Source organism: Streptococcus parasanguinis CC87K, from assembly GCF_000507765.1.
Lineage (GTDB): Bacteria > Bacillota > Bacilli > Lactobacillales > Streptococcaceae > Streptococcus > Streptococcus parasanguinis_J.
This window is the reverse complement of the sequence record NZ_KI669402.1, coordinates 278,708-302,260: the sequence shown is the minus strand read 5'-3', so window position 1 is coordinate 302,260 and position 23,553 is coordinate 278,708. Positions and strand designations below refer to the sequence as shown.

At 43.7% G+C, this 23,553-nt stretch carries 28 protein-coding genes; 26 read left to right on the top strand and 2 right to left on the bottom strand.

What is annotated here, in order from left to right; all coding sequences use genetic code 11:
- Positions 1 to 265: 265 nt before the first annotated feature.
- The 20 genes from wecB (at position 266) to folK (ending at position 16,052) form a co-directional block, all read left to right on the top strand.
- Positions 266 to 1,420, top strand: coding sequence for a non-hydrolyzing UDP-N-acetylglucosamine 2-epimerase (wecB, locus tag HMPREF1195_RS07970; RefSeq protein WP_023919657.1), 1,155 nt, complete (start codon positions 266 to 268; stop codon positions 1,418 to 1,420).
- Positions 1,421 to 2,209: an MMPL family transporter gene (locus HMPREF1195_RS07965; RefSeq protein ID WP_023919656.1), complete on the top strand. Its 789-nt coding sequence runs from the start codon at positions 1,421 to 1,423 to the stop codon at positions 2,207 to 2,209. It begins immediately after the preceding gene.
- 9 nt (positions 2,210 to 2,218) lie between these two features.
- Positions 2,219 to 2,359 (top strand): hypothetical protein, encoded by a 141-nt coding sequence (locus HMPREF1195_RS11240; protein WP_003004308.1) that lies wholly within the window; start codon positions 2,219 to 2,221, stop codon positions 2,357 to 2,359.
- A complete protein-coding gene (locus HMPREF1195_RS07960) occupies positions 2,352 to 3,662 on the top strand; it encodes a glycosyltransferase family 2 protein (RefSeq protein ID WP_023919655.1) in 1,311 nt (436 codons plus the stop codon). The genes HMPREF1195_RS11240 and HMPREF1195_RS07960 overlap by 8 nt, the downstream gene beginning before the upstream one ends.
- Before the next feature lie 8 nt (positions 3,663 to 3,670).
- Positions 3,671 to 4,774, top strand: coding sequence for a family 8 glycosyl hydrolase (locus HMPREF1195_RS07955; protein ID WP_023919654.1), 1,104 nt, complete (start codon positions 3,671 to 3,673; stop codon positions 4,772 to 4,774).
- A gap of 223 nt (positions 4,775 to 4,997) precedes the next feature.
- Positions 4,998 to 5,387, top strand: a complete 390-nt coding sequence (locus HMPREF1195_RS07950; protein WP_031572596.1) for a DUF1033 family protein — start codon at positions 4,998 to 5,000, stop codon at positions 5,385 to 5,387.
- 87 nt (positions 5,388 to 5,474) lie between these two features.
- Positions 5,475 to 6,416 (top strand): competence type IV pilus ATPase ComGA, encoded by a 942-nt coding sequence (comGA, locus tag HMPREF1195_RS07945; protein ID WP_023919652.1) that lies wholly within the window; start codon positions 5,475 to 5,477, stop codon positions 6,414 to 6,416.
- Complete coding sequence (gene comGB / locus HMPREF1195_RS07940; protein WP_192832140.1) at positions 6,349 to 7,380, top strand: competence type IV pilus assembly protein ComGB; 1,032 nt, start codon at positions 6,349 to 6,351, stop codon at positions 7,378 to 7,380. Before comGA ends, comGB begins: the two co-directional genes overlap by 68 nt.
- Positions 7,377 to 7,694, top strand: coding sequence for a competence type IV pilus major pilin ComGC (comGC, locus tag HMPREF1195_RS07935; protein WP_023919650.1), 318 nt, complete (start codon positions 7,377 to 7,379; stop codon positions 7,692 to 7,694). Before comGB ends, comGC begins: the two co-directional genes overlap by 4 nt.
- Positions 7,684 to 8,088 (top strand): competence type IV pilus minor pilin ComGD, encoded by a 405-nt coding sequence (gene comGD / locus HMPREF1195_RS07930; protein ID WP_003004513.1) that lies wholly within the window; start codon positions 7,684 to 7,686, stop codon positions 8,086 to 8,088. The genes comGC and comGD overlap by 11 nt, the downstream gene beginning before the upstream one ends.
- Complete coding sequence (comGE, locus tag HMPREF1195_RS07925; protein ID WP_003004353.1) at positions 8,054 to 8,341, top strand: competence type IV pilus minor pilin ComGE; 288 nt, start codon at positions 8,054 to 8,056, stop codon at positions 8,339 to 8,341. The genes comGD and comGE overlap by 35 nt, the downstream gene beginning before the upstream one ends.
- On the top strand, positions 8,331 to 8,783 hold the full coding sequence (gene comGF / locus HMPREF1195_RS07920; protein WP_003004681.1) for a competence type IV pilus minor pilin ComGF: 453 nt from the start codon (positions 8,331 to 8,333) through the stop codon (positions 8,781 to 8,783). Before comGE ends, comGF begins: the two co-directional genes overlap by 11 nt.
- Entirely contained in the window at positions 8,749 to 9,207 is a 459-nt protein-coding gene (comGG, locus tag HMPREF1195_RS07915; protein ID WP_023919648.1) for a competence type IV pilus minor pilin ComGG, read from the top strand. Before comGF ends, comGG begins: the two co-directional genes overlap by 35 nt.
- 30 nt (positions 9,208 to 9,237) lie before the next feature.
- Positions 9,238 to 10,191, top strand: a complete 954-nt coding sequence (locus HMPREF1195_RS07910; RefSeq protein WP_023919647.1) for a class I SAM-dependent methyltransferase — start codon at positions 9,238 to 9,240, stop codon at positions 10,189 to 10,191.
- Between the two features lie 51 nt (positions 10,192 to 10,242).
- A complete protein-coding gene (locus HMPREF1195_RS07905) occupies positions 10,243 to 11,436 on the top strand; it encodes an acetate kinase (RefSeq protein WP_023919646.1) in 1,194 nt (397 codons plus the stop codon).
- Positions 11,437 to 11,508: 72 nt separating this feature from the next.
- Complete coding sequence (locus tag HMPREF1195_RS07900; protein WP_023919645.1) at positions 11,509 to 12,240, top strand: CPBP family intramembrane glutamic endopeptidase; 732 nt, start codon at positions 11,509 to 11,511, stop codon at positions 12,238 to 12,240.
- A gap of 152 nt (positions 12,241 to 12,392) precedes the next feature.
- Positions 12,393 to 13,343, top strand: a complete 951-nt coding sequence (gene folP, locus HMPREF1195_RS07895; RefSeq protein ID WP_023919644.1) for a dihydropteroate synthase — start codon at positions 12,393 to 12,395, stop codon at positions 13,341 to 13,343.
- Positions 13,344 to 14,654, top strand: coding sequence for a bifunctional folylpolyglutamate synthase/dihydrofolate synthase (locus tag HMPREF1195_RS07890; RefSeq protein ID WP_023919643.1), 1,311 nt, complete (start codon positions 13,344 to 13,346; stop codon positions 14,652 to 14,654).
- 8 nt (positions 14,655 to 14,662) lie between these two features.
- Positions 14,663 to 15,217 (top strand): GTP cyclohydrolase I FolE, encoded by a 555-nt coding sequence (gene folE / locus HMPREF1195_RS07885; protein ID WP_003019101.1) that lies wholly within the window; start codon positions 14,663 to 14,665, stop codon positions 15,215 to 15,217.
- A gap of 25 nt (positions 15,218 to 15,242) precedes the next feature.
- Positions 15,243 to 16,052, top strand: a complete 810-nt coding sequence (folK, locus tag HMPREF1195_RS07880; RefSeq protein ID WP_023919641.1) for a 2-amino-4-hydroxy-6-hydroxymethyldihydropteridine diphosphokinase — start codon at positions 15,243 to 15,245, stop codon at positions 16,050 to 16,052.
- 335 nt (positions 16,053 to 16,387) lie between these two features.
- On the opposite strand, the gene HMPREF1195_RS07875 is transcribed toward folK, so the two are convergent.
- Both HMPREF1195_RS07875 and pepA read right to left on the bottom strand, forming a co-directional pair.
- A complete protein-coding gene (locus HMPREF1195_RS07875; RefSeq protein ID WP_003009791.1) occupies positions 16,388 to 17,872 on the bottom strand; it encodes a DUF1846 domain-containing protein in 1,485 nt (494 codons plus the stop codon).
- Between the two features lie 244 nt (positions 17,873 to 18,116).
- Positions 18,117 to 19,181: a glutamyl aminopeptidase gene (gene pepA, locus HMPREF1195_RS07870; protein ID WP_014712788.1), complete on the bottom strand. Its 1,065-nt coding sequence runs from the start codon at positions 19,179 to 19,181 to the stop codon at positions 18,117 to 18,119.
- 142 nt (positions 19,182 to 19,323) lie between these two features.
- On the opposite strand from pepA, the gene HMPREF1195_RS07865 reads away from it, so the two are divergent.
- From HMPREF1195_RS07865 to HMPREF1195_RS07840, 6 genes are all read left to right on the top strand, one after another.
- On the top strand, positions 19,324 to 19,614 hold the full coding sequence (locus HMPREF1195_RS07865; protein ID WP_003004245.1) for a DUF4651 domain-containing protein: 291 nt from the start codon (positions 19,324 to 19,326) through the stop codon (positions 19,612 to 19,614).
- Entirely contained in the window at positions 19,611 to 19,928 is a 318-nt protein-coding gene (locus tag HMPREF1195_RS07860; RefSeq protein ID WP_023919639.1) for a thioredoxin family protein, read from the top strand. The genes HMPREF1195_RS07865 and HMPREF1195_RS07860 overlap by 4 nt, the downstream gene beginning before the upstream one ends.
- Before the next feature lie 9 nt (positions 19,929 to 19,937).
- Positions 19,938 to 20,564 carry a YtpR family tRNA-binding protein gene (gene ytpR, locus HMPREF1195_RS07855; RefSeq protein ID WP_023919637.1) on the top strand — a complete coding sequence of 209 codons (627 nt, stop codon included), beginning with the start codon at positions 19,938 to 19,940 and terminating at the stop codon, positions 20,562 to 20,564.
- Positions 20,565 to 20,665: 101 nt separating this feature from the next.
- The gene (locus HMPREF1195_RS07850; RefSeq protein WP_021154298.1) at positions 20,666 to 21,061 is read left to right on the top strand and encodes a single-stranded DNA-binding protein; all 396 of its coding nucleotides are present in this window, start codon (positions 20,666 to 20,668) and stop codon (positions 21,059 to 21,061) included.
- Between the two features lie 190 nt (positions 21,062 to 21,251).
- Positions 21,252 to 22,235, top strand: a complete 984-nt coding sequence (locus HMPREF1195_RS07845; protein ID WP_023919635.1) for a substrate-binding domain-containing protein — start codon at positions 21,252 to 21,254, stop codon at positions 22,233 to 22,235.
- Positions 22,235 to 23,551, top strand: coding sequence for a sensor histidine kinase (locus HMPREF1195_RS07840; protein ID WP_023919633.1), 1,317 nt, complete (start codon positions 22,235 to 22,237; stop codon positions 23,549 to 23,551). Before HMPREF1195_RS07845 ends, HMPREF1195_RS07840 begins: the two co-directional genes overlap by 1 nt.
- The last annotated feature ends 2 nt before the right edge of the window (positions 23,552 to 23,553 follow it).

Sequence of the window (23,553 nt, the reverse complement as noted above, 5' to 3'; positions counted from 1 at the left end):
TTATTTGAAAAATAATTGTATAATTATTGAATTATTTTTTTACCAAAAATATTAGCCCGGTAAAAGTCGTGCTGTAAATACTTACAATTAGTGATTATATGGATATGTATTCTAAACACCAAAATAATAAAATGACTAACTATTAGTAATTTCTTTATAAAACCCAAAATCGGTTTGACATTTAAAGTCATTGGCGGTAGAATGAAAAAAGATGTACACAATTTAAAAAAATGTTGAATTACATGCATGTCAACGGGAGAAGTTTATGGGAAAATTGAAAATTATGGTTGTGTTTGGGACGCGACCGGAGGCCATCAAGATGGCCCCTTTGGTGCTGGAGTTACAAAAACAAAAGGAGGTTATTGAGACCATCACAGTGGTCACTGCCCAGCACCGTCAAATGCTGGACCAGGTCTTAGAAACCTTTAACATCGTACCTGATTACGATTTGGATATTATGGGAAAAAGCCAGACCTTATTGGACATTACCTCTAAAATTCTGAATCAATTAGATCCAATTATCAAAAAAGAAAAGCCGGATATGGTGCTCGTCCATGGAGATACGACAACCACCTTTGCGACGAGTCTGGTTGCCTTTTACAATCAAGTCCGCATTGGTCACGTCGAAGCTGGTTTGAGAACCTTTGATAAATATTCACCGTATCCTGAAGAGATGAACCGTCAAATGACGGATGATTTAGCGGATCTGTATTTTGCGCCGACAGGCGAAAGTAAGGCCAATCTCTTAAAAGAAAATCATCCGGAATCCTCTATTGTAGTGACGGGAAATACTGCCATTGACGCGTTGAAACTCACGGTTCAAGAGGACTATCACCACGAAGTGTTAGATCAATTGGATCCAGATAAAAAAGTCATCCTGGTCACCATGCATCGAAGAGAAAATCAAGGCCAACCCATGCGAGCGGTCTTTGGAGCTCTGAGAGAAATGGTGGATCAAGAACCGACTATTGAAGTGGTTTACCCAGTGCATCTTAGTCCAGCGGTCCAAGAGGCGGCAAACGATCTATTAGGAGATCATGATCGGATCCACCTCATTGAGCCTCTAGATGTGCTAGATTTCCACAACTTAGCTTCGAGAAGTTACTTTATCATGTCGGATTCAGGTGGGGTGCAAGAGGAGGCGCCATCATTAGGGAAACCGGTATTGGTATTACGCGATACAACGGAACGCCCAGAAGGGGTCAAAGCGGGAACTTTGAAATTAGTTGGAACGGATCCTGCCGTCGTCAAAACGACGATGACAGAGCTCTTAACCAACGAAAGCCTGTATCTTCAAATGGCAAATGCCCGAAATCCTTATGGGGATGGAAAAGCTTCTGAGCGAATCGTACAAGCCATTAAACATTACTTTGGCCAGGGAGAGGTTGCTGAAGAATTTCATGAGGGAGAGAAAGAATAAATGAAAAAAACGGAAAAGTTAAGTAGATGGTTGCTGATTTTGATTGTTTTCGAAGTACTTCTTTTACTTTACTGCTTGTTTTTTGCAAGAGAGATTCTGATTGAAGAAGGATTGTTCTTTGTTTTAGGATTATTTTCTGCTATTGTTTTATCGGATTTATTGTTGACATGGACCATCCTGTTGTCATTTGCCCTTGGGATTGTCTTTTTAGTGGCGGGTGTCGTCTATATCCCATTTCATCAAGCCTTGCTCTTGCTCTTTAGTTTTCCGATCCTGATTGGAATCTTGACCCGAATTCGCTATCACCTCTTTAAAGAGATTGCAAAAGTGAAGGATCAAGAGCCAGAAGCTTACGCAGATTACCGCAACCGCATCGCTTCTTATGGCGGACAAACCAATGATACGATTCAGGCCTTACTCATTCACTGGTCGCACGAGGAATTGTTCTTCCAATTGCAACCGAGAGAGTACAATCGGACCTTGAACCAAATCAACTATTTGTTAACGCATCATCTAAAGCCAAATGAAAGCTTGTATTATGTATCAGACGGTAATTTCTTGATCTTATCTTCTGATAGCGAGCGGGATCTGAAGAGCGATTATATGACGGTCTTAAAACCACAGTTGGAAGGACTGGTGTTCCAAGGAGAAGATGGGGTTCAGGGCATCCAATTTCAGTCAGGATTTCTTGTAGTGGATCAATCCAATCGAACCAAATACCATCGCTATAAAGAAATGATTCGTTACTTAAAACGTCAACTTGAAACAGATATTATTGTGGAATATTAGGAGGAAAACATGTCTCTTACAAATATATTTTTTAATATAGCTGTAGGCATTAGTGTATTTTTTGCCTTGTGCTTTATTGTATTATTTGTAGCTTATACGGTGATTTACCGCCGTGTCAATAAAAACTTTAAGGCGGTGGACCATGATTAGTCAAATTGTGATGATTATTGCCTTGATTTCGATTTGGTTATCCTTAGCCTGGGGCTTAGTGATCCTCTTTTCAGCCGTTCATTTTTGGTTTAAACACAGTGATTTTCGTGTCAATACGGATCCGCTTCCTTATTATCCAAAAGTGACGATCGTCGTACCTGCCCATAATGAGGATGTGGTTATTGCACAGACAGCCAAAGCGATCCTTGATTTGAACTACCCACATGATCGTGTAGAATTACTACTGTTTGCGGATAATTGTTCCGATCGCACTTATGAAGAGTGTTTGGCAGTTAAAGCATTGCCAGAGTATGCAGGACGTGATTTGACCATCATCAATCGCAGTGGGACAGGTGGGAAAGCCGGTGTGTTAAATGACGCTTTGGCCATGGCGACCGGAGACTATATCTGTGTCTATGATGCAGATGCCATGCCTGAAAAGAATGCTCTTTATTTCCTTGTGAAAGAAGTGCTCAAAGATCCAGAGCGTCATGTGGCTTCTTTTGGTCGCAATAAAACGCGGAATGCCGGTCAAAACTTCTTGACCCGCTGTATCAACCAAGAAATTGTCGTTACCCAACGGGTTCACCATGTAGGCATGTGGCATCTCTTTAAGATTGGACGGATTCCAGGAACCAACTTCATTATTCAAACTGAATTTGTCAAGAGTATTGGGGGATGGAAAAACGGTGCCTTAACAGAGGATACTGATATTTCCTTTAAGATTATGCAAAGTGGGAAATTGATTGCTCTAGCCTATAATTCAGAAGCATTTCAACAGGAACCTGAGACCCTGAAGAGTTATTATATGCAGCGGAAACGTTGGGCCAAAGGGAATTATGAAGTGGTTCTTTCTAACTTCAAGCATTTATTTGGTAAGGGAAATTGGCGCGTGAAGTTAGAAGTGACCAACTATTCCTGTATCTTCTTCTGGTTCAATGCAGCTATCGTGTTATCAGACTTGATCTTTTTTGCCAATATTCTGGCCATGTGTCTCCATACAGTGGTGCCAGGCGTGCAAATTCCATTTGCCTTTGATTCAGAAAATATCTATATTGCGCAATTGATGTTGTTCAATTGGATCTTGATGATTGGGCTCTACTTACTTCAGATTAATGTGGCTCTTGCCTCACAATTTGGTCAAGCAACTACCAAGCAAATTTGGTTGGCCTTAGCTGCCTACTTCACCTATTCTCAACTGTTTATCATTGTATCGATTGATGCCATCTCTTCGATTGTGATGGATAAATTATTGCACCGGAAAGAAACTAAATGGGTTAAAACAAAACGATTCGCAGGATAGGAGAAATTATGAATACGAAAAAGATGAGATATGTATGGTTTCTAGTCATCCTTTGCATTTTCTGTTTGACCTTGTTTTTAGCGAGAACGAGAAGTAAAGTGGACATGCGAAATCGAATTTATCGTCAGTGGAATGAGCATTTGGTTGTTTCAAAAGGAAAAGAATCCTATGTTCGAACTACCAATGATAGCAATCAAACGGTAGTGTTATCCGAAGCGCAAAGTTATGGAATGCTCATTACTGTTGCGGCTGCTGAAAAAGGACAGGCCCAACAAGCAGACTTTGACAGACTCTATCAATATTATCTAAATCATCGCTTGGAGGGTACCCAATTGATGTCTTGGAAACAAACCATCAGCAATGGAAAAGCAAAGGATGAGGACCATAACGCCACAGATGGAGATCTCTATATTGCCTATGCTCTTCTAAAAGCTGCTCAGCAATGGCCAAAGCAAGCCAAAGACTACCAGGCTCAAGCCAAAGCGATTTTAGAAGATATTCTCGCACACAATTACAATGAAGAAACCGGTGTGTTAACGGTGGGAAATTGGGCCAATCAGGATTCGGAATTCTATCATTTGATGCGGACGTCTGATACACTGCCAGCGCAATTCCAGATCTTTTATGAAGTGACAAAAGATTCGAAGTGGTTGGACATCAAAGAAAAGATGTTGCAGCAACTCCAAACGATCAGCTCCCAAACAAAAACAGGTTTACTACCTGATTTCATCTGGGTAGATGAGCAAGGGACTCGCGTAGCGGATCCCAAGACGATTGAATCCAAGTATGATGGAGCCTACTCGTATAATGCTTGTCGCCTTCCATATAATCTTGTTCAAAGTAAGGATGCAACCAGTCAAAAATTGGTGAAAAAGATGTTAAACTTTTTCAAGAGTCAAAGAAACCTGTACGCGGGTTATGACTTGAAAGGAAAAGCCTTGAACAATCATCAGGCAGCAAGTTTTTTGGCACCGATAGTCTATGCTTCTGAACACGAAAAAGGCTATCTGAAGTTGGTGCAACAGAACAAGTATATCTTTACACAAGATCTACCTCTGAATAACTATTACGATGCAACCATGACAACTATGATTGCACTAGAATTGTTCTAAATACTTGAGAAAAGAGAGTTCCCCAGGATGGTCTGTCCATTTTGTTGGGACTCTCTTCTTTTGATTCTCGAAAAAAGGAACCAATAGCAATTAGGCAGTCTATTTTTGAAAAATAATTGTGAAAATCACCTGAAAACTACCTGAAAAATCATGCTCTGAGCAGAAAACTTTTATTCTCAAAGGATTTTCTATATAATAGAGGATACAAAGGATGGAAGAGTTTATGTATCGAGTGATTGAAATGTACGGGGACTGTGAACCCTGGTGGTTTTTAGAAGGTTGGGAAGAAGATATCGTGAGTAGTCGGAAGTTTGAAGACTATTACCAGGCTTTGAAATACTACAAGCAGAAGTGGTTGGAGTTAAATGAGCACTTTCCAAGTTATAAGAGTCGGAGTGACCTCATGACGATCTTTTGGGATACCAAGGAGCAAGAGTGGTGTGAGGACTGCAGTGAAGATGTGCAGTTTTTCCATTCGATTGTCCTCCTAGAAGACGAGCATAAGATCCCTAAAAGCAAGCTCCGCCCAGGCTACGAAAAGGAAAGAGGCAGTCGCAAACACCGTTCTTGTCAATATACACTCGATTCAAAAAAGGGGACGACCCTGTCATAAGAGAAATGCGGAAGATTTTTTAGAGCGATCTAGAAAGTCTTCTTTTTTTGTCTTCTTTTTCGAATAGTATAAGTGAGAGGAGGAACTATGATTCAAGAAATTGCAAAAAAACTGATCCGTATGGGAAAGAAGGAAGAGGCTCAGGATCTTTACTTCATTCCTCGGAAGGAGGAGTACCAGGTTTTTATGAGGGTGGGAGACGAGAGGCGCTTTGTGCAGTCCTTCCCTTTTGAGGACATGACGGCTATGATTAGCCACTTTAAGTTCGTGGCAGGGATGAATGTGGGAGAAAAAAGGCGCAGCCAGCTAGGGTCGTGTGATTACCCATTAGAGGATGGAGTGGTCTCGATTCGCTTGTCGACGGTGGGAGATTATCGTGGCTATGAAAGCTTGGTCATTCGGCTCTTGCATGATGAGGAACGTGAATTGCGGTTTTGGTTTGATCAGTTGCCAGACTTGCAGAAGAAATTGGCCGGTCGTGGTCTCTATCTCTTTGCAGGTCCTGTTGGTTCGGGAAAGACCACTCTCATGCATGCTTTGGCGCAAGAGCGCTTTGCGGACCAGCAAGTCATGTCTATTGAAGACCCTGTCGAGATCAAGCAGGATAATATGCTTCAGCTTCAGCTGAATGACCAGATCGGCATGACCTATGACAACCTGATCAAACTCTCCTTACGCCATCGGCCGGACCTTCTCATCATTGGAGAGATCCGAGATAAGGAAACAGCTCGTGCAGTCGTACGAGCTAGTTTGACAGGAGTCACCGTCTTCTCTACTATTCATGCCAAGAGCGTTCGAGGTGTTTATGAGAGGCTCTTAGAACTTGGAGTGAGTGAGGAAGAGCTCAAGATTGTTTTACAAGGTATTTGCTACCAACGATTAATTGCAGGAGGAGGTGTGGTCGATTTTGCGACGGAAAACTACCAAGAGCACTCAGCCAGCCGCTGGAACCAACAAATGGATCTCTTGGCTCAATCGGGATATATCCAGCTGGCTCAGGCCCAAGCCGAAAAAATTATCTACCGCTAAACAAAAGCAAATCATCGAATTGTTTTTGAATCTTTATTCGAGTGGTTTTCACCTGTCTGAGATTGTCGATTTTCTGGATCGCTCTCACCTAGTGGAGAGTCGTTTGGTTTCCCAGATGCGAGAGGATCTCTCGCGGGGGCGGAGTTTTTCAGAGATGATGGCAGGGATCGGTTTTTCAGATGCAGTGACGACACAGCTGTCTCTCGCTGAGCTCCATGGCAATCTTGCATTGAGCTTGGAGAAAATCAGTGCTTACCTAGAAAACATGCGCAAGGTCAAGAAAAAGTTGATCGAGGTGAGCACCTATCCTCTCATCTTGCTTGGATTTTTAGTTCTAATTATGCTAGGCTTGCGCAATTATTTGCTTCCTCAAATGGATGCTCAAAATATTGGGACGCAATTGATCAGTTCCTTCCCCCAACTCTTTTTGGTCTTAGGAGCGGGACTGGTGGCCTTCTTTTTACTCGGATTTCTCTATTACCGCCAGTCAGGCAAGATCAACGTTTTTAGAACCTTGTCTCATCTGCCTTTCGGAAAAGGCATGATTCAAGCTTATTTGACAGCCTATTATGCCAGAGAATGGGGCAATCTGATTGGGCAAGGATTGGAATTGACTCAGATTTTTTCCATGATGCAGGACCAAAAATCCCAGCTTTTTCAAGAAATTGGAAGGGACTTAGCTCTTTCTTTAGATCGTGGCCAGTCCTTTTCAGAGACGGTCAGGGGGTATCCTTTTTTCAAAAAAGAATTGCCTCTTATGATTGAATATGGTGAAGTCAAATCAAAGCTCGGAAGTGAGCTAGAGATCTATGCTGAAAAAACATGGGAAGATTTCTTTCGTCGGGTTCACAAGGCCATGAATGTAATACAACCCTTGGTGTTTGTCTTTGTGGCTCTTGTGATTGTCTTACTCTATGCAGCCATGTTGCTGCCGATTTATCAAAATATGGAGGTTCGTTTATGAAAAAATTAAAAACCTATAAGGTTAAGGCCTTTACACTTATTGAAATGTTGGTGGTCTTATTGATCATCAGTGTGCTCTTATTGCTCTTTGTGCCGAATTTGACCAAGCAAAAAGACTCCGTGAAAGAGACAGGAAATGCAGCGGTTGTGAAGGTGGTCGAAAGTCAGGCTGAATTGTACGAGCTCAATCATACCAATGACCAAGCCACTCTATCAAAGCTAATTGCTGATGGAAATATTACCAACAAACAAGCAGAATCTTATCGTGCCTATTATGCGAAAAATAGTGGAGAAACTCGTGCGGTTGCAGATTAAGGCCTTCACCTTGGTGGAGACTCTTCTGACCTTGATGATCGTCAGTTTTATCTATCTGGGCTTATCGGGATCGATCAAGACGAGCTTTCAGCAGGTGGAAGAAAAAGTATTTTTTGCAGAGTTTGAACACCTCTATCAAGAAAGCCAGAAAATAGCGCTGGCAAGGCAAACGGAATTGGATGTTGAAGTGACTGCAAGGAAGATTCAAACGCCTTACCAGACGGTGGAGATTCCTGATTCTGTCATTTTGCAAGATCCTAAAACTATTCGTTTAGACCGTGCAGGTGGCAATTCATCCCTGGCCAATGTTCACTTTCAGACACAGAGAGGAGTGGTGACCTATCAGCTTTCGCTTGGAAATGGGAAAATTAAAAAAAGCATCCGTTCCCGCTAGTATTCTCATAGAATCTTTGGTAGCCTTGGGTTTATTTGCCATGATTACGACCTTATTGTTAGGGGAGATCCGGCGTTCGCGCAAGGAGCGACTAGCGGATTTCAAAGAGGTAGAGGTCTTATCTGTCGCTCAAATGGCGCTTCAGACAGGGCAAAATCATCTAGAGGCCAATGGCATTCAGGTTCAAGTCGAAAAAGATGCCGATCAACTCACGGTCTATCATCAAGGGAAGGTGGTACTGCATGTGGAATAACGGAAAGGTCAAGGCCTTTACCCTGCTCGAAGCCTTGGTCGCTCTCTTGGTGCTCAGTGGGGGAGTGTTGGTCTTTCAAGGCTTGACCAAGCTCCTGCATGCTGAATTGGACTACCAGGCACATCAAAAGCAGGAAGAATGGATACTTTTTCAGCAACAATTGCAGGTGGAATTGGATCGGAGTCATTTTGAAAAAGTAGCGGACAATCATATCTACTTGGTTCAGGATCAAAAACCAATTGCCATTGGTCAATCGAAAGGGGATGATATCCGAAAAACAGATGATAAGGGCAGGGGCTATCAGCCTATGATTTCAGGGGTTCACTCTAGTCAGATTTGGCAGGAGGGAGAGTCGCTTCATCTGCGGTTGAATTTTGAAGATGGTCTAGAAAGGGAGTATGTCTACCATGTGGTACCAGCGATACAAAATGAAAAAAGTTAAGGCTGGTGTCTTGCTTTACGCTCTCTTGATGGCAGCGATTTTTAGTCTCTTGCTTCAGTTTTACCTGCACCGTCAGGTTGCGGAAAGACGAATCTTAAAGACGAGTCAAGATCGCCTTCAGGCCTATGCTTTGGTGCAAATGGCTCTTGAAAAGAGAAAGAGTGATGAGAAGACATCAGAGATTCATTTAAAATCTGGAACCGTTCAGCTAAAGAAGGATACTGGTTTTCTTCATGCCCAGGCTGAGATGGATGGCGAAAGCTATGAGTTTGTCCTTCCAGTAAGGGAAGAAAAAGAAAGTAAGAAGAGCCAAAAAGAAAAGAAGAAGACACAGAAAGATAAGGAGAAGGCAGGGAGCGAAACGCCTTCTGAAGAGACGCTAAACGAGACCAAGGAACCATCAGAAAATAGCGAAAAAGACTAATTTTTGGTATGATAGGGTGCGGAGGAAATCATGAATTTCGAAAAAATTGAACAAGTCTATACCTATCTATTAGAAAACACTCAAAGTATTCAAAATGAATTGTCGACCAACTTTTATGACGCCTTAATTGAACAGAATGCCATGTATTTGGATGGCAAGACGAATCTAGACATCGTTAAAAACAATAGCAAAAAATTAAAAGAACTAGGTTTAAGTAAGGAAGAATGGCGCAGAGCCTACCAATTCCTTTTTATGAAAGCTGCTCAGACAGAACCTTTACAAGCGAATCACCAGTTCACACCAGATGCGATTGGTTTTATCATTACATTTTTGATCGATCAGTTGGCCAAAGGCGACCAATTGGATGTCTTAGAAGTGGGAAGTGGAACCGGAAATCTCGCTGAGACCATTGTCAACAATAGCCGCCTCACGATTGATTACTTAGGATTGGAAGTGGATGATCTCTTGATTGATCTATCTGCTAGTATCGCAGATGTGATGGAGTCTAGCGTTGTCTTTGCACAAGGCGACGCGGTGCGTCCACAAGTGTTGAAAGAAAGTGACTTGATCGTTAGCGACTTACCGATTGGCTATTATCCAGATGATGCGATTGCACAGCGCTATCAGGTGGCGAGCTCCGAAGGCCATACCTATGCTCATCACCTCATGATGGAACAGGCTCTGAAATACCTGAAACCTCAAGGAGTAGCCATCTTTTTGGCTCCAAATAACCTCTTGACGAGCCCTCAGAGTGATCTGTTGAAAGCTTGGCTAACAGACAAGGCTCAAATCCTTGCCATGCTGACCTTGCCAGAATCTCTTTTTTCAAATCCCGCCTATGCTAAGACGATTTTCGTCCTACGAAAACAAGAAGAAGAGTCTGTTCAGCCCTTTGTCTATCCTTTTACCGATCTCCAGGATCAAGACCAGGTGGTTCACTTTATGGAAAGTTTCCAAAACTGGTTAAAGGATAGTGAAATTTGATCAAAGATCTGATATAATAGAGGAAGTGAAAACGCTTAATGAGGTGAATATATGTCGAAAACAATTTCTATTAATGCAGGAAGCTCTAGTTTGAAATGGCAATTGTACCAAATGCCAGAGGAAACTGTTCTTGCAAAAGGGTTGATTGAACGGATCGGTTTGAAAGATTCTATTTCAACTGTTAAATTTGATGGACGCTCTGAAAAACAAGTATTAGATATCCAGGACCATACACAAGCTGTAAAAATTTTGTTGGATGATTTGATTCGTTTTGATATTATCAAATCCTACGATGAGATTACAGGTGTGGGCCACCGCGTCGTTGCTGGTGGAGAATACTTTAAGGATTCTGCCTTGGTAGATGACGAAGTCCTTCGAAAAGTAGAAGAATTGTCTTTGTTAGCACCTCTTCATAATCCTGCAAATGCAGCTGGAATTCGCGCCTTTAGAGAGATTTGTCCAAATATTACCAGTGTTGTGGTATTTGATACTTCTTTCCATACAACCATGCCGGAAAAAGCTTATCGTTACCCTCTTCCAACCAAATATTACACAGAAAATAAGGTCCGTAAGTACGGTGCTCATGGAACCAGTCATCAGTATGTAGCGGGTGAAGCTGCTAAACTTCTTGGAAAACCATTAGAAGAATTGAAATTGATCACCTGCCACGTTGGAAATGGTGTATCTGTTACAGCGGTTGACAAGGGAATCTCTGTCGATACCTCAATGGGCTTCACCCCTCTAGGTGGAGTCATGATGGGAACCCGTACAGGGGATCTCGATCCAGCGATTATTCCTTACTTGATGGAACATACAGAGGATTTCAATAAACCTGAAGATATCAGCCGTATCCTCAATCGTGAATCAGGTCTTCTGGGTGTTTCTGGATCTTCTAGTGACATGCGGGATATCCATACAGCGATGCACAATGGAGACGAAAAAGCTAAATTGGCTTACGATATCTTTATCGATCGTTTGCAAAAATACATCGGTCAATACTTAGCAGTCTTGAATGGTGCAGATGCCATCATCTTTACAGCAGGAATCGGTGAAAATGCAGTAAATGTTCGTTCTTCTATTATCAATGGAATCAGCTGGTTTGGCTGCAAGGTCGACCCTGAAAAGAACGTCTTTGGAGTTGTCGGAGATATTTCTACAGATGATTCCCGTGTGAAGGTATTGGTGATTCCAACGGATGAAGAGTTGGTGATTGCGCGTGACGTTGAACGTTTCAAAAATCAGTAAACTGTAATAAAGAGAGAAGGCTGGAGGCGAAAGCCCCAGTCTTCTTATTTTATACAAGAAAGAGGTTGTCCATTGAAAAATATACAGTCATTTGTTCGAAAGCACCCATTATGTAAGAATGCCCTCTGGCTCCTTCTTTTTGTGCCCTTATTCTTTCTCTCACAATTCCCCCTCATCACCATGGTTTATTCCCTTCAAGAAGGAATGGATGCAAGGTGGGTCACTATCCTCACTCTCTTGGTGACAGTGGCGGTGCTATTTATTTTTTATATAGTCATCAAAAAGAGCCCTCTGGAGAACTTAGATGCTCGGGTTATAACCTGGCCGTCTTTGGGGAGAAATTTTCTTTTTCTTCTCTTGTTGATGGCTAATAACCTGCTCGCCTATCCCTTGTTGAAACAAGAGGCAGGTGGTACGACGGCAAACCAAGCGGCTCTGAATGAACTGCAATCTCATGCTCCTTTTCTTGCTATGGGCATGGTCGTGATCCTTGTTGCTCCGATTCTAGAAGAGCTGCTCTGTCGGGCCATTATCCCTCGTTTGATCTTTCGAGGGGCAGAACCAATCGGTTATCTAGCCGGTGCTCTCTTTTTTACGTACTTGCATGGACCGAGTACCCTAGGGGAGTGGGTAGCTTACGGAGGCATGTCCTTGATCTTAACTTGGGTGGCTTATCGCTATAAGCGGATCGAGTATAACATTTGCCTTCATATGACCTTGAATGCGCTAGCTTATTATTATCCGGTGGTCATACTCCTTTGTTTATTGCCAGTATGGAGAGTTTTCTTCCATGATAAATTATGATAAAATGGTAGGTACCAATGAGTTTTGATGCAGAACCATCCTACAGAAGGTCAGAAATCCGTATGGAGAGTAGACTCAGAGGTTTAGAACACTTGTTCTAGCCTCTTTTGTTCGCAATCATGCTGTAGGAAGGGAATCAAAGGAGAACGAAAATGATTGATAATAAATGGCTGAGTGGCCAAGGGACCCTTCTTTGTGGGATCTTAAATGTCACTCCGGATTCATTTTCTGATGGCGGTAAGTATACGAGTGTGGATGCAGCCGTGCAGCAGGCGAGAAAACTGATCCAAGAAGGAGCTCAGATCCTCGATATCGGAGGAGAATCAACCAGACCAGGAAGTCATTATGTGGAAATCCAAGAAGAAATTGACCGCGTGGTTCCAGTGATCGAAGCTATTCGGCAAGAAAGTGATGTCTTGATTTCAGTGGATACCTGGAAGTCCCAGGTGGCAGCCGCAGCGCTTGAAGCTGGAGCTGATATTGTCAATGATATTACTGGTTTTCTTGGAGATCCTAAGATGGCTGCTGTGGTTGCGGAGCATGAAGCGAGCGCAGTTCTCATGTTTAATCCAGTGATGGCAAGACCGCATCATCCAAGTTCCACTATCTTTCCAAGTTTTGGTTTTGAACCAGTCTTTTCAGAGCAAGAACTTCAACAGATGGCTCAAGAACCGATTCAAGACGTGATGTGGACCTTCTTTGACCGCTCGCTTGCGGTAGCGAAAGCAGCTGGTGTCCAGATGGATCGTATTATGCTGGATCCTGGGATCGGATTTGGTTTGACCAAGCGAGAGAACTTACTTTTATTACAAGAACTCGGGACGATTCACCAAAAGGGCTATCCGATCTTTCTAGGGGTCTCCCGCAAACGTTTTGTGGTCAATATTATTGAGGAAGCTGGATTTGAAACAGATCCTGCAACGGAGACTGGTTTTTGGAATCGGGACCTGGCTTCGAGCCATTTGACCAGTATTGCAGCCAGTCAAGGAGTCGAAGTGGTGCGGGTGCATGATATTCCCCTTCACAAGATGGCAGCCAGTCTGGGCCAAGCTATTTTCCAAGCCCAAGAGGCAGCAGATACCAATTTAAAACAATACAAGTAAATGAAGACAAAAGAACATCAGTTGGATCTTCGTTGGCTAGAGGCCTATCGTTCCCAAGATCCACATTTCGGCTTGGAGCGCATGGAAGCTCTCTTGGCTTTGAGAGGAAATCCTCACCTAGACTGTCGGGTCATCCATATTGCGGGGACCAATGGCAAAGGCTCTACCATTGCCACCTTGTCCCAACTCTTGAGGCAGGCAGGTTTACGAGTTGGAGTCTTTACCTCTCCTTATCTGATCCATTACAATGACCAAATCACCATTAATGGCGAAGCCATTTCGGATCAAGACCTGCAAACCTACCTGGATAGTTACCAGCAACTCCTGGAAGCTGAACAATCAAGGGCTGTTTTTCAAGGGTTGACGGAATTTGAAGTGATGACGGCCATCGCCTATGATTATTTTGCTCACGAGGAGCTGGATTATGTGATCATGGAAGTCGGTATGGGGGGACGACTAGACAGTACCAATGTCTGTCAGCCTGTTCTGACGGCGATCACTTCGATTGGCTTGGATCATGTCGCCCTTCTTGGGCCAGATCTGGCTTCCATCGCCCGTGAAAAGGCAGGCATCATTAAGCCAGGAATTCCTCTGGTTCTAGGGAAATTAGAAGCAGAAGCCAGCCAAGTCATTGAAGGCATTGCGATTCAGAAGCAGGCACCGATAACAGCCTATGACAGAGATTACCAAGTTGAGCTAGAGGCCTCTTGTCTATCGGGCCAATCCTTTTCTTATCACAGTTCCAAAAGAGAAACAGCCTCCTATCAAGTAGCGCTCTTAGGTCATCACCAGGCTAGAAATGCAGCTCTTGCGATCAGTATCTGTGATGTACTTTTTGAAAGAGAAGGGCGTGAACTCTTGTCAAGAGAGTTAGTGGATGAGGCCTTGCATCAAGTCGTCTGGCCTGGCCGGATGGAAGTGGTCTCGCAAAATCCCATGATCTTACTAGATGGGGCCCATAACCCCCATGCCGTTGCGCCTTTGATCGCAAGTCTTCGGGAACTGTTCCCAAGTCAAAATAAGACCATTCTTTTTACCTGCATCCGGACCAAAGCCTTAGAAGAGATGCTCATTCAGTGGCAGGAACTAGAAAATAGTCGCTTGATCCTCACGAGCTTTGAAGATCCAAGAGCTTATTCTCAAGAAGAGATAAGAGCTGCTGCGAAAAACCATCAGCTTGAGGAAGTCAACTGGCAAGAGTTTCTACAAAACTGGCAAGCTGAAGGCAATGAGCTCCTCATTGTAACGGGGTCGCTCTACTTCCTTAGCCAGGTACGACCTTATTTATTAAAAACAGAAAAATCCAACTAGGAGATGATATGGATACAAAGAAAATTGAAGAAGCAGTGAAAATGATCATCGAGGCAGTCGGTGAAGATGAGAACCGTGAGGGACTTCAGGAAACGCCGACCCGCATTGCCAAGATGTACCAAGAAATCTTTGCAGGATTAGGGCAGACAGCAGAAGAGCACCTGTCTAAATCATTTGAAATCATTGATAACAATATGGTGGTCGAGAAGGATATCTTCTTCCATTCCATGTGTGAGCATCACTTTTTACCATTTTATGGAAAAGTGCACATTGCCTACATTCCAAATGGCCGTGTGGCTGGGCTTTCCAAACTGGCTCGTACGGTCGAAGTTTACGCTAAAAAACCACAGATTCAGGAACGTTTGACGGTAGAAATCGCAGATGCCTTGATGGAATATCTTGGAGCACAAGGAGCACTTGTCTGGGTAGAAGCAGAGCATATGTGTATGAACATGCGTGGTGTCCGTAAACCTGGGACCGCTACAGTGACAACTGCTGCGCGTGGACTGCTTGCGACAGATAAAGACTTAAAAAATGAAGCCTATAAACTCATGGGCCACTAATGGCTGGCTATAAGAGGTGAACAGAGTGGATCAATTACGGATCAAGGACTTAGAGGTATACGCCTATCACGGTGTTTTCCCAGCAGAAAAAGAATTAGGACAACGCTTTGTCCTAGACCTATGGGTAGATTATGAGATGACTCGTGCTGCCCGCACAGGTGATTTGGAAGCTTCGATCCATTACGGGATCTTGGCGGAACAGTTGACCGAGTGGATGCAGGCAGAAAAGATTGATCTGATTGAAACGGTGGCCTTTCAATTGGTTCAAAAGATTTTCGAAAGCTATGCCTTCGTAGAAAAAGTTCGTCTGGAGTTGAAAAAACCTTGGGCTCCTGTTCCCTTGCCACTCGAGACTTGTTCGGTGACAATCGAACGGGAGAAAAAACGGGCCTTTATTGGGCTTGGCACCAATATGGGAGATAAACAACTGCAACTAGAGACGGCGCTAGAAAAACTCAAGGATCGAGGCATTCGCCTTCTTCAGACATCCACAAGGATTGAAACAGAACCCTGGGGAGGAGTGGAGCAGGACACCTTTTTGAATCAGGTGGCAGAGGTTGAAACCTGGATGACCCCAGAGGATTTATTAGAGACCTTACTTGCCATTGAGCAGGAAATGGGGCGTGTCCGTGAGGTCAAGTGGGGGCCACGTGTGATCGATCTAGATCTGCTCTATATGGAGGACACCATTTGTTACAGTCCGAGCTTGATCTTGCCACATCCTTATGTGGCAGAACGTGCCTTTGTCCTAGAGTCTTTGAATGAAATTGCTCCTCATTTTGTGGACCCTGTTCAAAGAAAGCCAATTCGCCAATTATGGGATGCCGTCAAATAGTCTCTCTTCTTTGCATCATAAAAAAACAATCCCTGCTCTAGGAATTGTTGAGATTGAAGACAAAGTCTTCTTAAAAAACTTTCCTTAGGTGAGTACGGACGTCAGCGAACTTCTATGAAGTTCCATGACTAATTATTGAGCCTAAGGTCTCAATAATTCCGAGTGCCTGAAACTGAGTCGTTTCAGGCACTTTTCTCACGGCGGAAAGTTTCATTAGATGACTGAATAACTATAACGAGTATAATTTTTAAAGAATTGATTGGATTTTATAAAAGATTCGTTTCTCTACGCTCTCAACAATCCCTCGAGCAGGGATTGTTTTTGTTTGTCTCAGTTTATTTACGATACAAGCGATCGTATTGGTAGACAGGGTCCATGGTGACGTTGATACCGAGCTTGCGAAGGACATTCTTGTCTTCGTCTGTCAGCATCACGGTTGAATGGGCTTCACTGCCTTTCAACTTGCCTAATTCTTGCATCGCAAGCTTAGCATCTTCGTTACTCATGGCCGTAATGGCTAGGGCAATGAGGATTTCGTTCGAGTGAAGACGAGGATTGCGGCTACCCAAATGATTGATCTTCAAGCCTTGGATAGGTTGGACGTATTCTGGCTCGATTAATTTGGTTTCTTTATCAATATGCGCCAATTTCTTGATCGCATTGATCAAGAGGGCTGCTGTTGGACCAAAGAGATCAGAGGTTTTTCCGGTTACCATCTCGCCGTTTGGCAATTCAAGGGCCAAGGCTGGCTCCCCTGTTTCTTCTTCTTTTTGGCGGGCAAGCACGGTCACTTTCCGGTCATTTGGAGTAATGCCTAAATCATTCATCAAGAGCTCAATCTTCTTGACAGCTCCTTCACCGACGCGTTCAGCTTTGACATCCAAAATGGTTTGGTAATAGCGACGGATGATTTCTTGTTGGGAAGCTTCAATCGCAGCGTCATTGTCCACAATGGCAAAGCCAACCATGTTAACGCCCATGTCTGTTGGAGAAGCGTAAGGGGAGGTTCCTAAGATGCGTTCCAACATGCGCTTCAAGACAGGGAAGATTTCGATATCGCGGTTGTAATTGACTGTTGTTTCCCCGTAGGTTTGGAGGTGGAAGGGATCGATCATATTGACATCGTCTAGATCTGCAGTCGCTGCTTCATAAGCCAAGTTAACTGGGTGGTGCAAAGGAAGATTCCATACTGGGAAGGTTTCAAACTTGGCATAACCTGATTTGATCCCATTTAATTGGTCATGGTACATATTGGACATACACGTTGCCAGCTTACCAGAACCAGGTCCAGGAGCTGTCACAACGACCAAATTGCGGCTAGTCTTGATATAGTCATTTTTCCCCATCCCCTCAGGAGAGATGATGTGGTCCATATCAGTCGGATAGCCCTTGATCGGATAGTGGAGATAAGAGGCGATCCCGCTCTTGTCCAGTTGTTTGCGAAAGGCATCTGCTGCAGCTTGTCCAGCATATTGGGTGATGACGACAGAGCCTACAAAGATCCCCAATTCATTGAATTTGTCGATCAAGCGTAGCACTTCTTGGTCATAAGAAATTCCTAGATCCCCACGGGCTTTTGAGTGCTCAATGTTGTTGGCGTTGATGGCAATGACAATTTCCACCTGGTCGCGCAATTCTTGGAGTAGCTTGATCTTATTGTCTGGTTCGTATCCAGGGAGGACACGAGCAGCGTGAAAGTCTTCTAACATCTTACCACCAAATTCAAGGTAGAGCTTGCCATCGAATTGGTTGATCCGCTCAATAATGTGGTCACGTTGCAAGTTCAAATACTTTTCAGAACTAAAAGCTTGTTTTTTCATGTAAAACTCCTGTATATAAGGGAAGGGTCTGCCACACAAATCCAAGGATGAGTGTTCAGTTTCCTACCATTTCATTCTTTCATATTATATCAGAAAACAGATGGAAGATAAAATATTCTAAGATACTTTCCTAAGGGGAGTGTGGATGCCGAGGGGCTCAATGGTGACTCACGCTGGAAAGTTTCAAAGAGAACCTTGTTTTCCCCCTAAAAAAGCCCCTTACGGGGCTTCAGATCGATGTTGTTTAATAGTGTTTGATCAAATCAACTGTAGAGCGATCCAATTTCTTAACCAATGCTTGTAAGAAGGCTTGCGCTTGTAAGAAATCATCCATGGCATAGAGGGTTTGGTGAGAGTGGATGTAACGTGCACAGACACCAATAGTGGTTGATGGGACTCCGCCGTTCTTCAAGTGTGCTGCACCTGCATCGGTACCACCTTTGGCACAATAGTATTGGAATTTGATGCCCGCTTCTTCAGCCGTAGTGAGCAAGAAATCTTTCATATTTGGTAGCATGATGTGACCTGGATCATAGAAGCGAAGCAGTGTTCCTTCCCCAATCGCTCCTTGGTCTCCAAAGACATCGGCTGCTGGCGAACAGTCTACAGCAAGGAAGATTTCAGGATCAAATTTAGTGGTTGAAGTGTGGGCTCCACGAAGTCCCACTTCTTCTTGAACGTTGGCCCCTACATACAGTTCATTGTTTAAGGCTTGTCCGGAAAGGCTCTTGGCCAATTCGCTGACCATCAAGACGCCGTAGCGGTTATCCCATGCTTTAGAGATGACGTTTTTACCATTAGCAGTAAGAATCGCAGAGCTGTCTGGGACCAAGGTATCTCCAGGACGGACTCCATAGCTTTCAGCTTCGGCTTTAGAGCTAAAGCCTGCATCAAAGACGATGTCGCTAATGGCAGGTACGGTTGGTCCACCTGTTCCACGTGTCAAATGAGGAGGAACAGATCCTGAAATAGCAGGGTATTCACGTCCGTCACGTGTAAAGAGTTTGAAGCGTTGGCTGCTGACGACCATCGGGTTCCAACCTCCGATTGGGACAACACGGAAAGTTCCGTCAGCTTTGATTTCGCTGATCATAAAACCAACTTCGTCCATGTGGGCAGCTACTAAGATACGAGGAGCATCGGCAGCTGTTGAATGTTTGACTCCAAAGATCCCACCGAGACCATCTGTCACGATTTCGTCCACATGAGGGGTCAATTGTTGGCGCAAATAATCCCGTACAGGAGCTTCATGCCCTGAGATAGCAGGGATTTCAGTTACTTCTTTGATTTTAGAAAATAAATCAGTCATAGGTTACCTTCTTTCTGATGCTATTTTAACACTTTTTCTACAAGGATGGTAGCGTTATTATGGAAATCAATCTCAAAAAGCAGAGGGAGAGATCCAGCCTAGACCGTTGTCCCTCTGCTTATTTTGTGTTACAATAGGCACTATGAAAGCTAAAAAAATTATTTTGTCTAGTCTGGCTGTAGCAAGTGCAGGAGCTCTTGCGGCCGGTGTTTATAAAATCGCCAAAGATCAAAAGCGTCTCCGTACCCAAGAAGAGTTGGTAGCAGAAGTACGGGAGCAAATGGAAGCCATGGGGACGATTGCGACTCTGTATGTGGAACTCTACGAGTCTAGTGAAGAACGCTTAGTAGGTGGTGTCATTTTTGAAGATGAGCGCCATTACCGCTTTGTCTATGAGGACGGTCTCTTGCATTACGAAGAGGAAAAATTATGATTACACCAAATTCTCTAGAAGAAATTGCTTCATACGTAGAGCAAGATGGCAAGAAAGTCTTTGTCTTTTCAGCCGACTGGTGTGGGGATTGTCGTTACCTCAAGCCTTTTTTGCCGGAGATTGAGGCTGAAAATCCCGAATTTACCTTTATCTTGATTGACCGAGATGCCTATCTGGATCTGGCGAAAGTCTGGGATGTTTATGGGATCCCAAGTTTGGTGGTTCTGGAAAAGAATAAGGAAATCGGTCGGTTTGTCAATCGGGATCGGAAAACCAAAGCGCAGATTACAGCATTCTTAGCAGGATTAAAATAGGAGAAAAACATGATTGTAACATACAACAAAGAACAAGTCGGCGATGTCTTGATGCTGACCTTGAAAAATAGTGGAGAAGCAAAGCTCGCGGTGGAGAGAAAAGGAAAAGTGGCTCGCGTTTACCGTGAGGACAACCAAGAAACCGTTGCCTGGAATATCTTTGATGCCTCATCTTTCTTCGCCATCGAAGGCAAGGGCCAAGTCTTTTTGACAGATGAGCAAGTAGCTCGTTTGAACCAAGAATTGGAAAGAGAAGGCTTCGCAGAACGTTTGGTCAACGATCGGGAACCAAAATTTGTGGTGGGAGAAATCCTTGAAATGGTGGCCCATCCAGATAGTGACCACTTGAATATCTGCCAGGTAGCAGTTGGACCAGATAAGACGGTTCAGATCGTAGCTGGAGCTCCAAATGCGCGGGTGGGTCTAAAGACCATTGTCGCTCTTCCAGGTGCCATGATGCCGGATGGTAGCTTGATTTTCCCAGGTGCCCTTCGTGGAGAAAAAAGCTATGGCATGATGTGCAGTCCGCGTGAATTGCACTTGCCAAATGCTCCTCAAAAACGAGGCATTATTGAATTGGATGACGCAGAAGTAGCAGGGACACCTTTTGATCCTGCTCGTCACTGGCATGAATAAAGAGAAGAATCTAGGATGTTTTGAATCCTAGATTTTTTTGATTTTGGTTTGTCACCCCCATTTTTTGAAATTTTTTCGAATAAATAGATAGGAGGTAAATGATGTATAATAAAGTTATTTTAATCGGTCGCCTGGTGGCGGCCCCAGAATTGCATAAAACCAGCACAGACAAATCCGTTGCCCGAGTGACCGTTGCGGTCAATCGTCGCTACAAGGATCAAAACGGGGAGCGAGAGACTGATTTTGTCAATGTCGTTGTCTGGGGGAAATTGGCTGAAACCATGGCTAGTTATGCCAGCAAAGGGAGTTTGATCTCTTTGGATGGAGAGATTCGGACGCGCCGCTACGAGAAAAATGGCATCATGCAGTATGTGACAGAGGTCCTCTGCCAAAGTTTTCAGTTATTAGAGAGCCGCGCTCAGCGAGCGATGCGTGAAAATGGTGGAACGGGAGATTTAGCCGACATCATTTTAGAGGAGGAAGATCTTCCTTTTTAGAAACAAAAAAAGAAAGCTGGTTCGTTTATAGACCAGCTTTTTTTGATACTTGGTAGGGATTTCATTCGGGAACAAGTCTTTTAAAAATAAATCAAAAATATGCATCTGTACAATAAAAGCCAGCACTTTTCTTGAAAAAGTAGTAAAATAAAGTAATATATATTCAAAATTTTCAGAAAAGGAACGGAGTTTGAAGGGGAAAGAAGAAAGAAAAGAACGGTTGAAATGGCTGATAAAACGGGTTTTACTGGTGATTCCAGTGGCTTGCATCCTCTTGTGGATCTATGCCGTTTGTCAAACCAGTAGCATCAAGGATCAGACCAAGATCGGTGTCACCTATATGACCATGAACAATGAGTTCTATAAAAGTATTCATTCGGAAATTAGTCGAATTGCCGATGAGAGAGGTGCTCTTGTATCTGTTCGAGATCCGGAATTGGATGAAAAAAGGCAGAGCCAGCAGATCGATGATTTTTGCGCCCAAAAAGTAAATGTGATTGTGATTAATCCGGTCAAAGGGGATAGTCAGCCCATTTTAAGGGCTCTTAAAAAAGCTAGAAAACAAGGAATTAAGATCATTGCAGTTGATACCCAGCTCAAGCATTTTAAGCCGGATGCCAGCATTGTCTCCGACAACTACCAAGCAGGAGTCTTGATTGCGAAAGAGCTGATGAAACGCTCTTCAAATGCTCAGATCCTTCTCTTGGAGCACAAAGGGACTGTTTCAGCAGATACGCGGATTCAGGGATTTAAGGATACCATCAAAGGACATGGGTCATATGAGATTATCTCGGAACTAGAAACCAAGGGTCAGACGGAGATCGCCATGCCAGCTGTCCGTAAGTTCTTGCAGTCAGGGGGGAATGTCGATACACTAGTTGCCCTAAATGACCGCTCGGCTATAGGAGCTTTAGCAGCGATCAAGGAGCAAGGAATCACCCATCCCATTGCGATTTATGGGATCGATGGCTCACCAGATATGAAAGCCTTGCTGCACTCGACAGATGATGTTGTAGGAACCGTTGCCCAGTCTCCGTTGAAGATGGGAGACCGCGTAATGGAGGTCATCCAAGATATGACGGCTGGGAAAAGCTACCAAAAAGAGATAACCATTCCGGTTCAAATGATGACAAAGGAAAACATCGATCACTTTGATGTGAATGGGTGGCAGTAATGAGAAAATTTAGAGGTGTGAGATACAGTTTGGCCATCCTGATGGTCGTAAATTTTATCGCTGTGATGCTCAACAGTATCATCTATCTTCAAGCAACCAACTATATTATTGCCCAACGGCAAGCTTCTCTATTAGTAGAACGCTTAGAGCGTATTCCTTTTGCGCCCTCTACAACTTTTTGGTTGTCTGCGCTCTTATTTGCTGGGATTGCCTTGATCTCCATGAGTCGTTACCGGTCTCAAACGAGTCGATGGTCCATTTTTGATAAGTGGAACATTATGGAGATCCTCCTGATGTTGCTCTTGATGTGGGTCCAAAATGTAGCTTATAACGGGCTTATTCTATTGGTTTTTGCGGATATCTTCTATGGTTCCAAAGAGTTGAATACCAAGCGAGACCGCAAGTATTGGTTTGCGTTTATCCTAGTGAGTTTCTTGATTCTCCTTGTGACCAATTCAGACGTCTTTTCGCTTTTCTTTCCGATACCTTCTCTTGATGTCTATATTCATTTTTATCCTGCCTCCATTCGGATTCTGGCCTTTTTCTTGAAGAATTCTCTCTATGCCTTGAATATGGTGCTCTTCATTATTTCGCTTTTGTTCTATATTATGAATGTTCTTGCGGAAAACCACGAAGTAGAAGAAGAGTTGGCCATGGTTTCGAAGGTCAATACGGAGTTGAACAACTATATGGCCTTGTCTGAGAAGATTGCAGAGGATCGGGAGCGCAAGCGGATTGCTCGGGAAATTCACGATACCTTGGGGCATGCGCTAACAGGGATCTCAGCAGGTTTAGATGCTGTCGGAGTCTTGATTGATATCGATCCCAATCGGGCAAAAGAGCAGGTGAAAAGTGTATCAGAAGTGGTTCGTGAAGGAATCCAGGATGTGAGAGGCTCTCTCAACCGCCTCCGTCCAGGTGCCCTTGAGGGACGAACCCTCAAAGATGCTTTGGAAAAGATGATCCGTGAGTACCAAACGCTTTCCAACTTGCAGGTTGATTTACACTATGAATGGGTCGATGTCGATATGGACGTCATGATTGAAGATACGATCTTTCGTGTGATCCAGGAGTCTATGACCAATGCGGTTCGTCACGGTCATGCCAGTCAGATGAGCCTTCATTTTTTTGAGAATGAAGAAGATTACCTGATCGAGTTGCAGGACAATGGGGTTGGGTTTGAAACCTTGACCTATGGCTATGGGCTCAAGCAGATGATGGAGCGCATTTCCATCCTAGGAGGACAGCTTCAATTTGAAAGTCGCGATGGATTTTTCACGCGCGTCAGTTTACCGAAATATAAAGAAGGGAGATAGAG

Excerpts from the sequence above, each read along its gene's own strand:
- HMPREF1195_RS07965 (WP_023919656.1), top strand. The coding sequence starts at position 1,421 with ATGAAAAAAACGGAAAAGTTAAGTAGATGGTTGCTGATTTTGATTGTT.
- comGF (WP_003004681.1), top strand. The coding sequence starts at position 8,331 with ATGTGGAATAACGGAAAGGTCAAGGCCTTTACCCTGCTCGAAGCCTTG.
- HMPREF1195_RS07960 (WP_023919655.1), top strand. The coding sequence starts at position 2,352 with ATGATTAGTCAAATTGTGATGATTATTGCCTTGATTTCGATTTGGTTA.
- HMPREF1195_RS07910 (WP_023919647.1), top strand. The coding sequence starts at position 9,238 with ATGAATTTCGAAAAAATTGAACAAGTCTATACCTATCTATTAGAAAAC.
- HMPREF1195_RS07875 (WP_003009791.1), bottom strand. The coding sequence starts at position 17,872 with ATGAAAAAACAAGCTTTTAGTTCTGAAAAGTATTTGAACTTGCAACGT.
- HMPREF1195_RS07950 (WP_031572596.1), top strand. The coding sequence starts at position 4,998 with ATGTATCGAGTGATTGAAATGTACGGGGACTGTGAACCCTGGTGGTTT.
- comGA (WP_023919652.1), top strand. The coding sequence starts at position 5,475 with ATGATTCAAGAAATTGCAAAAAAACTGATCCGTATGGGAAAGAAGGAA.
- HMPREF1195_RS11240 (WP_003004308.1), top strand. The coding sequence starts at position 2,219 with ATGTCTCTTACAAATATATTTTTTAATATAGCTGTAGGCATTAGTGTA.
- HMPREF1195_RS07890 (WP_023919643.1), top strand. The coding sequence starts at position 13,344 with ATGAAGACAAAAGAACATCAGTTGGATCTTCGTTGGCTAGAGGCCTAT.
- HMPREF1195_RS07860 (WP_023919639.1), top strand. The coding sequence starts at position 19,611 with ATGATTACACCAAATTCTCTAGAAGAAATTGCTTCATACGTAGAGCAA.
- ytpR (WP_023919637.1), top strand. The coding sequence starts at position 19,938 with ATGATTGTAACATACAACAAAGAACAAGTCGGCGATGTCTTGATGCTG.
- comGE (WP_003004353.1), top strand. The coding sequence starts at position 8,054 with ATGGGAAAATTAAAAAAAGCATCCGTTCCCGCTAGTATTCTCATAGAA.
- folE (WP_003019101.1), top strand. The coding sequence starts at position 14,663 with ATGGATACAAAGAAAATTGAAGAAGCAGTGAAAATGATCATCGAGGCA.
- HMPREF1195_RS07850 (WP_021154298.1), top strand. The coding sequence starts at position 20,666 with ATGTATAATAAAGTTATTTTAATCGGTCGCCTGGTGGCGGCCCCAGAA.
- HMPREF1195_RS07905 (WP_023919646.1), top strand. The coding sequence starts at position 10,243 with ATGTCGAAAACAATTTCTATTAATGCAGGAAGCTCTAGTTTGAAATGG.
- comGC (WP_023919650.1), top strand. The coding sequence starts at position 7,377 with ATGAAAAAATTAAAAACCTATAAGGTTAAGGCCTTTACACTTATTGAA.
- pepA (WP_014712788.1), bottom strand. The coding sequence starts at position 19,181 with ATGACTGATTTATTTTCTAAAATCAAAGAAGTAACTGAAATCCCTGCT.
- HMPREF1195_RS07840 (WP_023919633.1), top strand. The coding sequence starts at position 22,235 with ATGAGAAAATTTAGAGGTGTGAGATACAGTTTGGCCATCCTGATGGTC.
- HMPREF1195_RS07865 (WP_003004245.1), top strand. The coding sequence starts at position 19,324 with ATGAAAGCTAAAAAAATTATTTTGTCTAGTCTGGCTGTAGCAAGTGCA.
- comGG (WP_023919648.1), top strand. The coding sequence starts at position 8,749 with ATGTGGTACCAGCGATACAAAATGAAAAAAGTTAAGGCTGGTGTCTTG.
- folP (WP_023919644.1), top strand. The coding sequence starts at position 12,393 with ATGATTGATAATAAATGGCTGAGTGGCCAAGGGACCCTTCTTTGTGGG.
- wecB (WP_023919657.1), top strand. The coding sequence starts at position 266 with ATGGGAAAATTGAAAATTATGGTTGTGTTTGGGACGCGACCGGAGGCC.
- HMPREF1195_RS07955 (WP_023919654.1), top strand. The coding sequence starts at position 3,671 with ATGAATACGAAAAAGATGAGATATGTATGGTTTCTAGTCATCCTTTGC.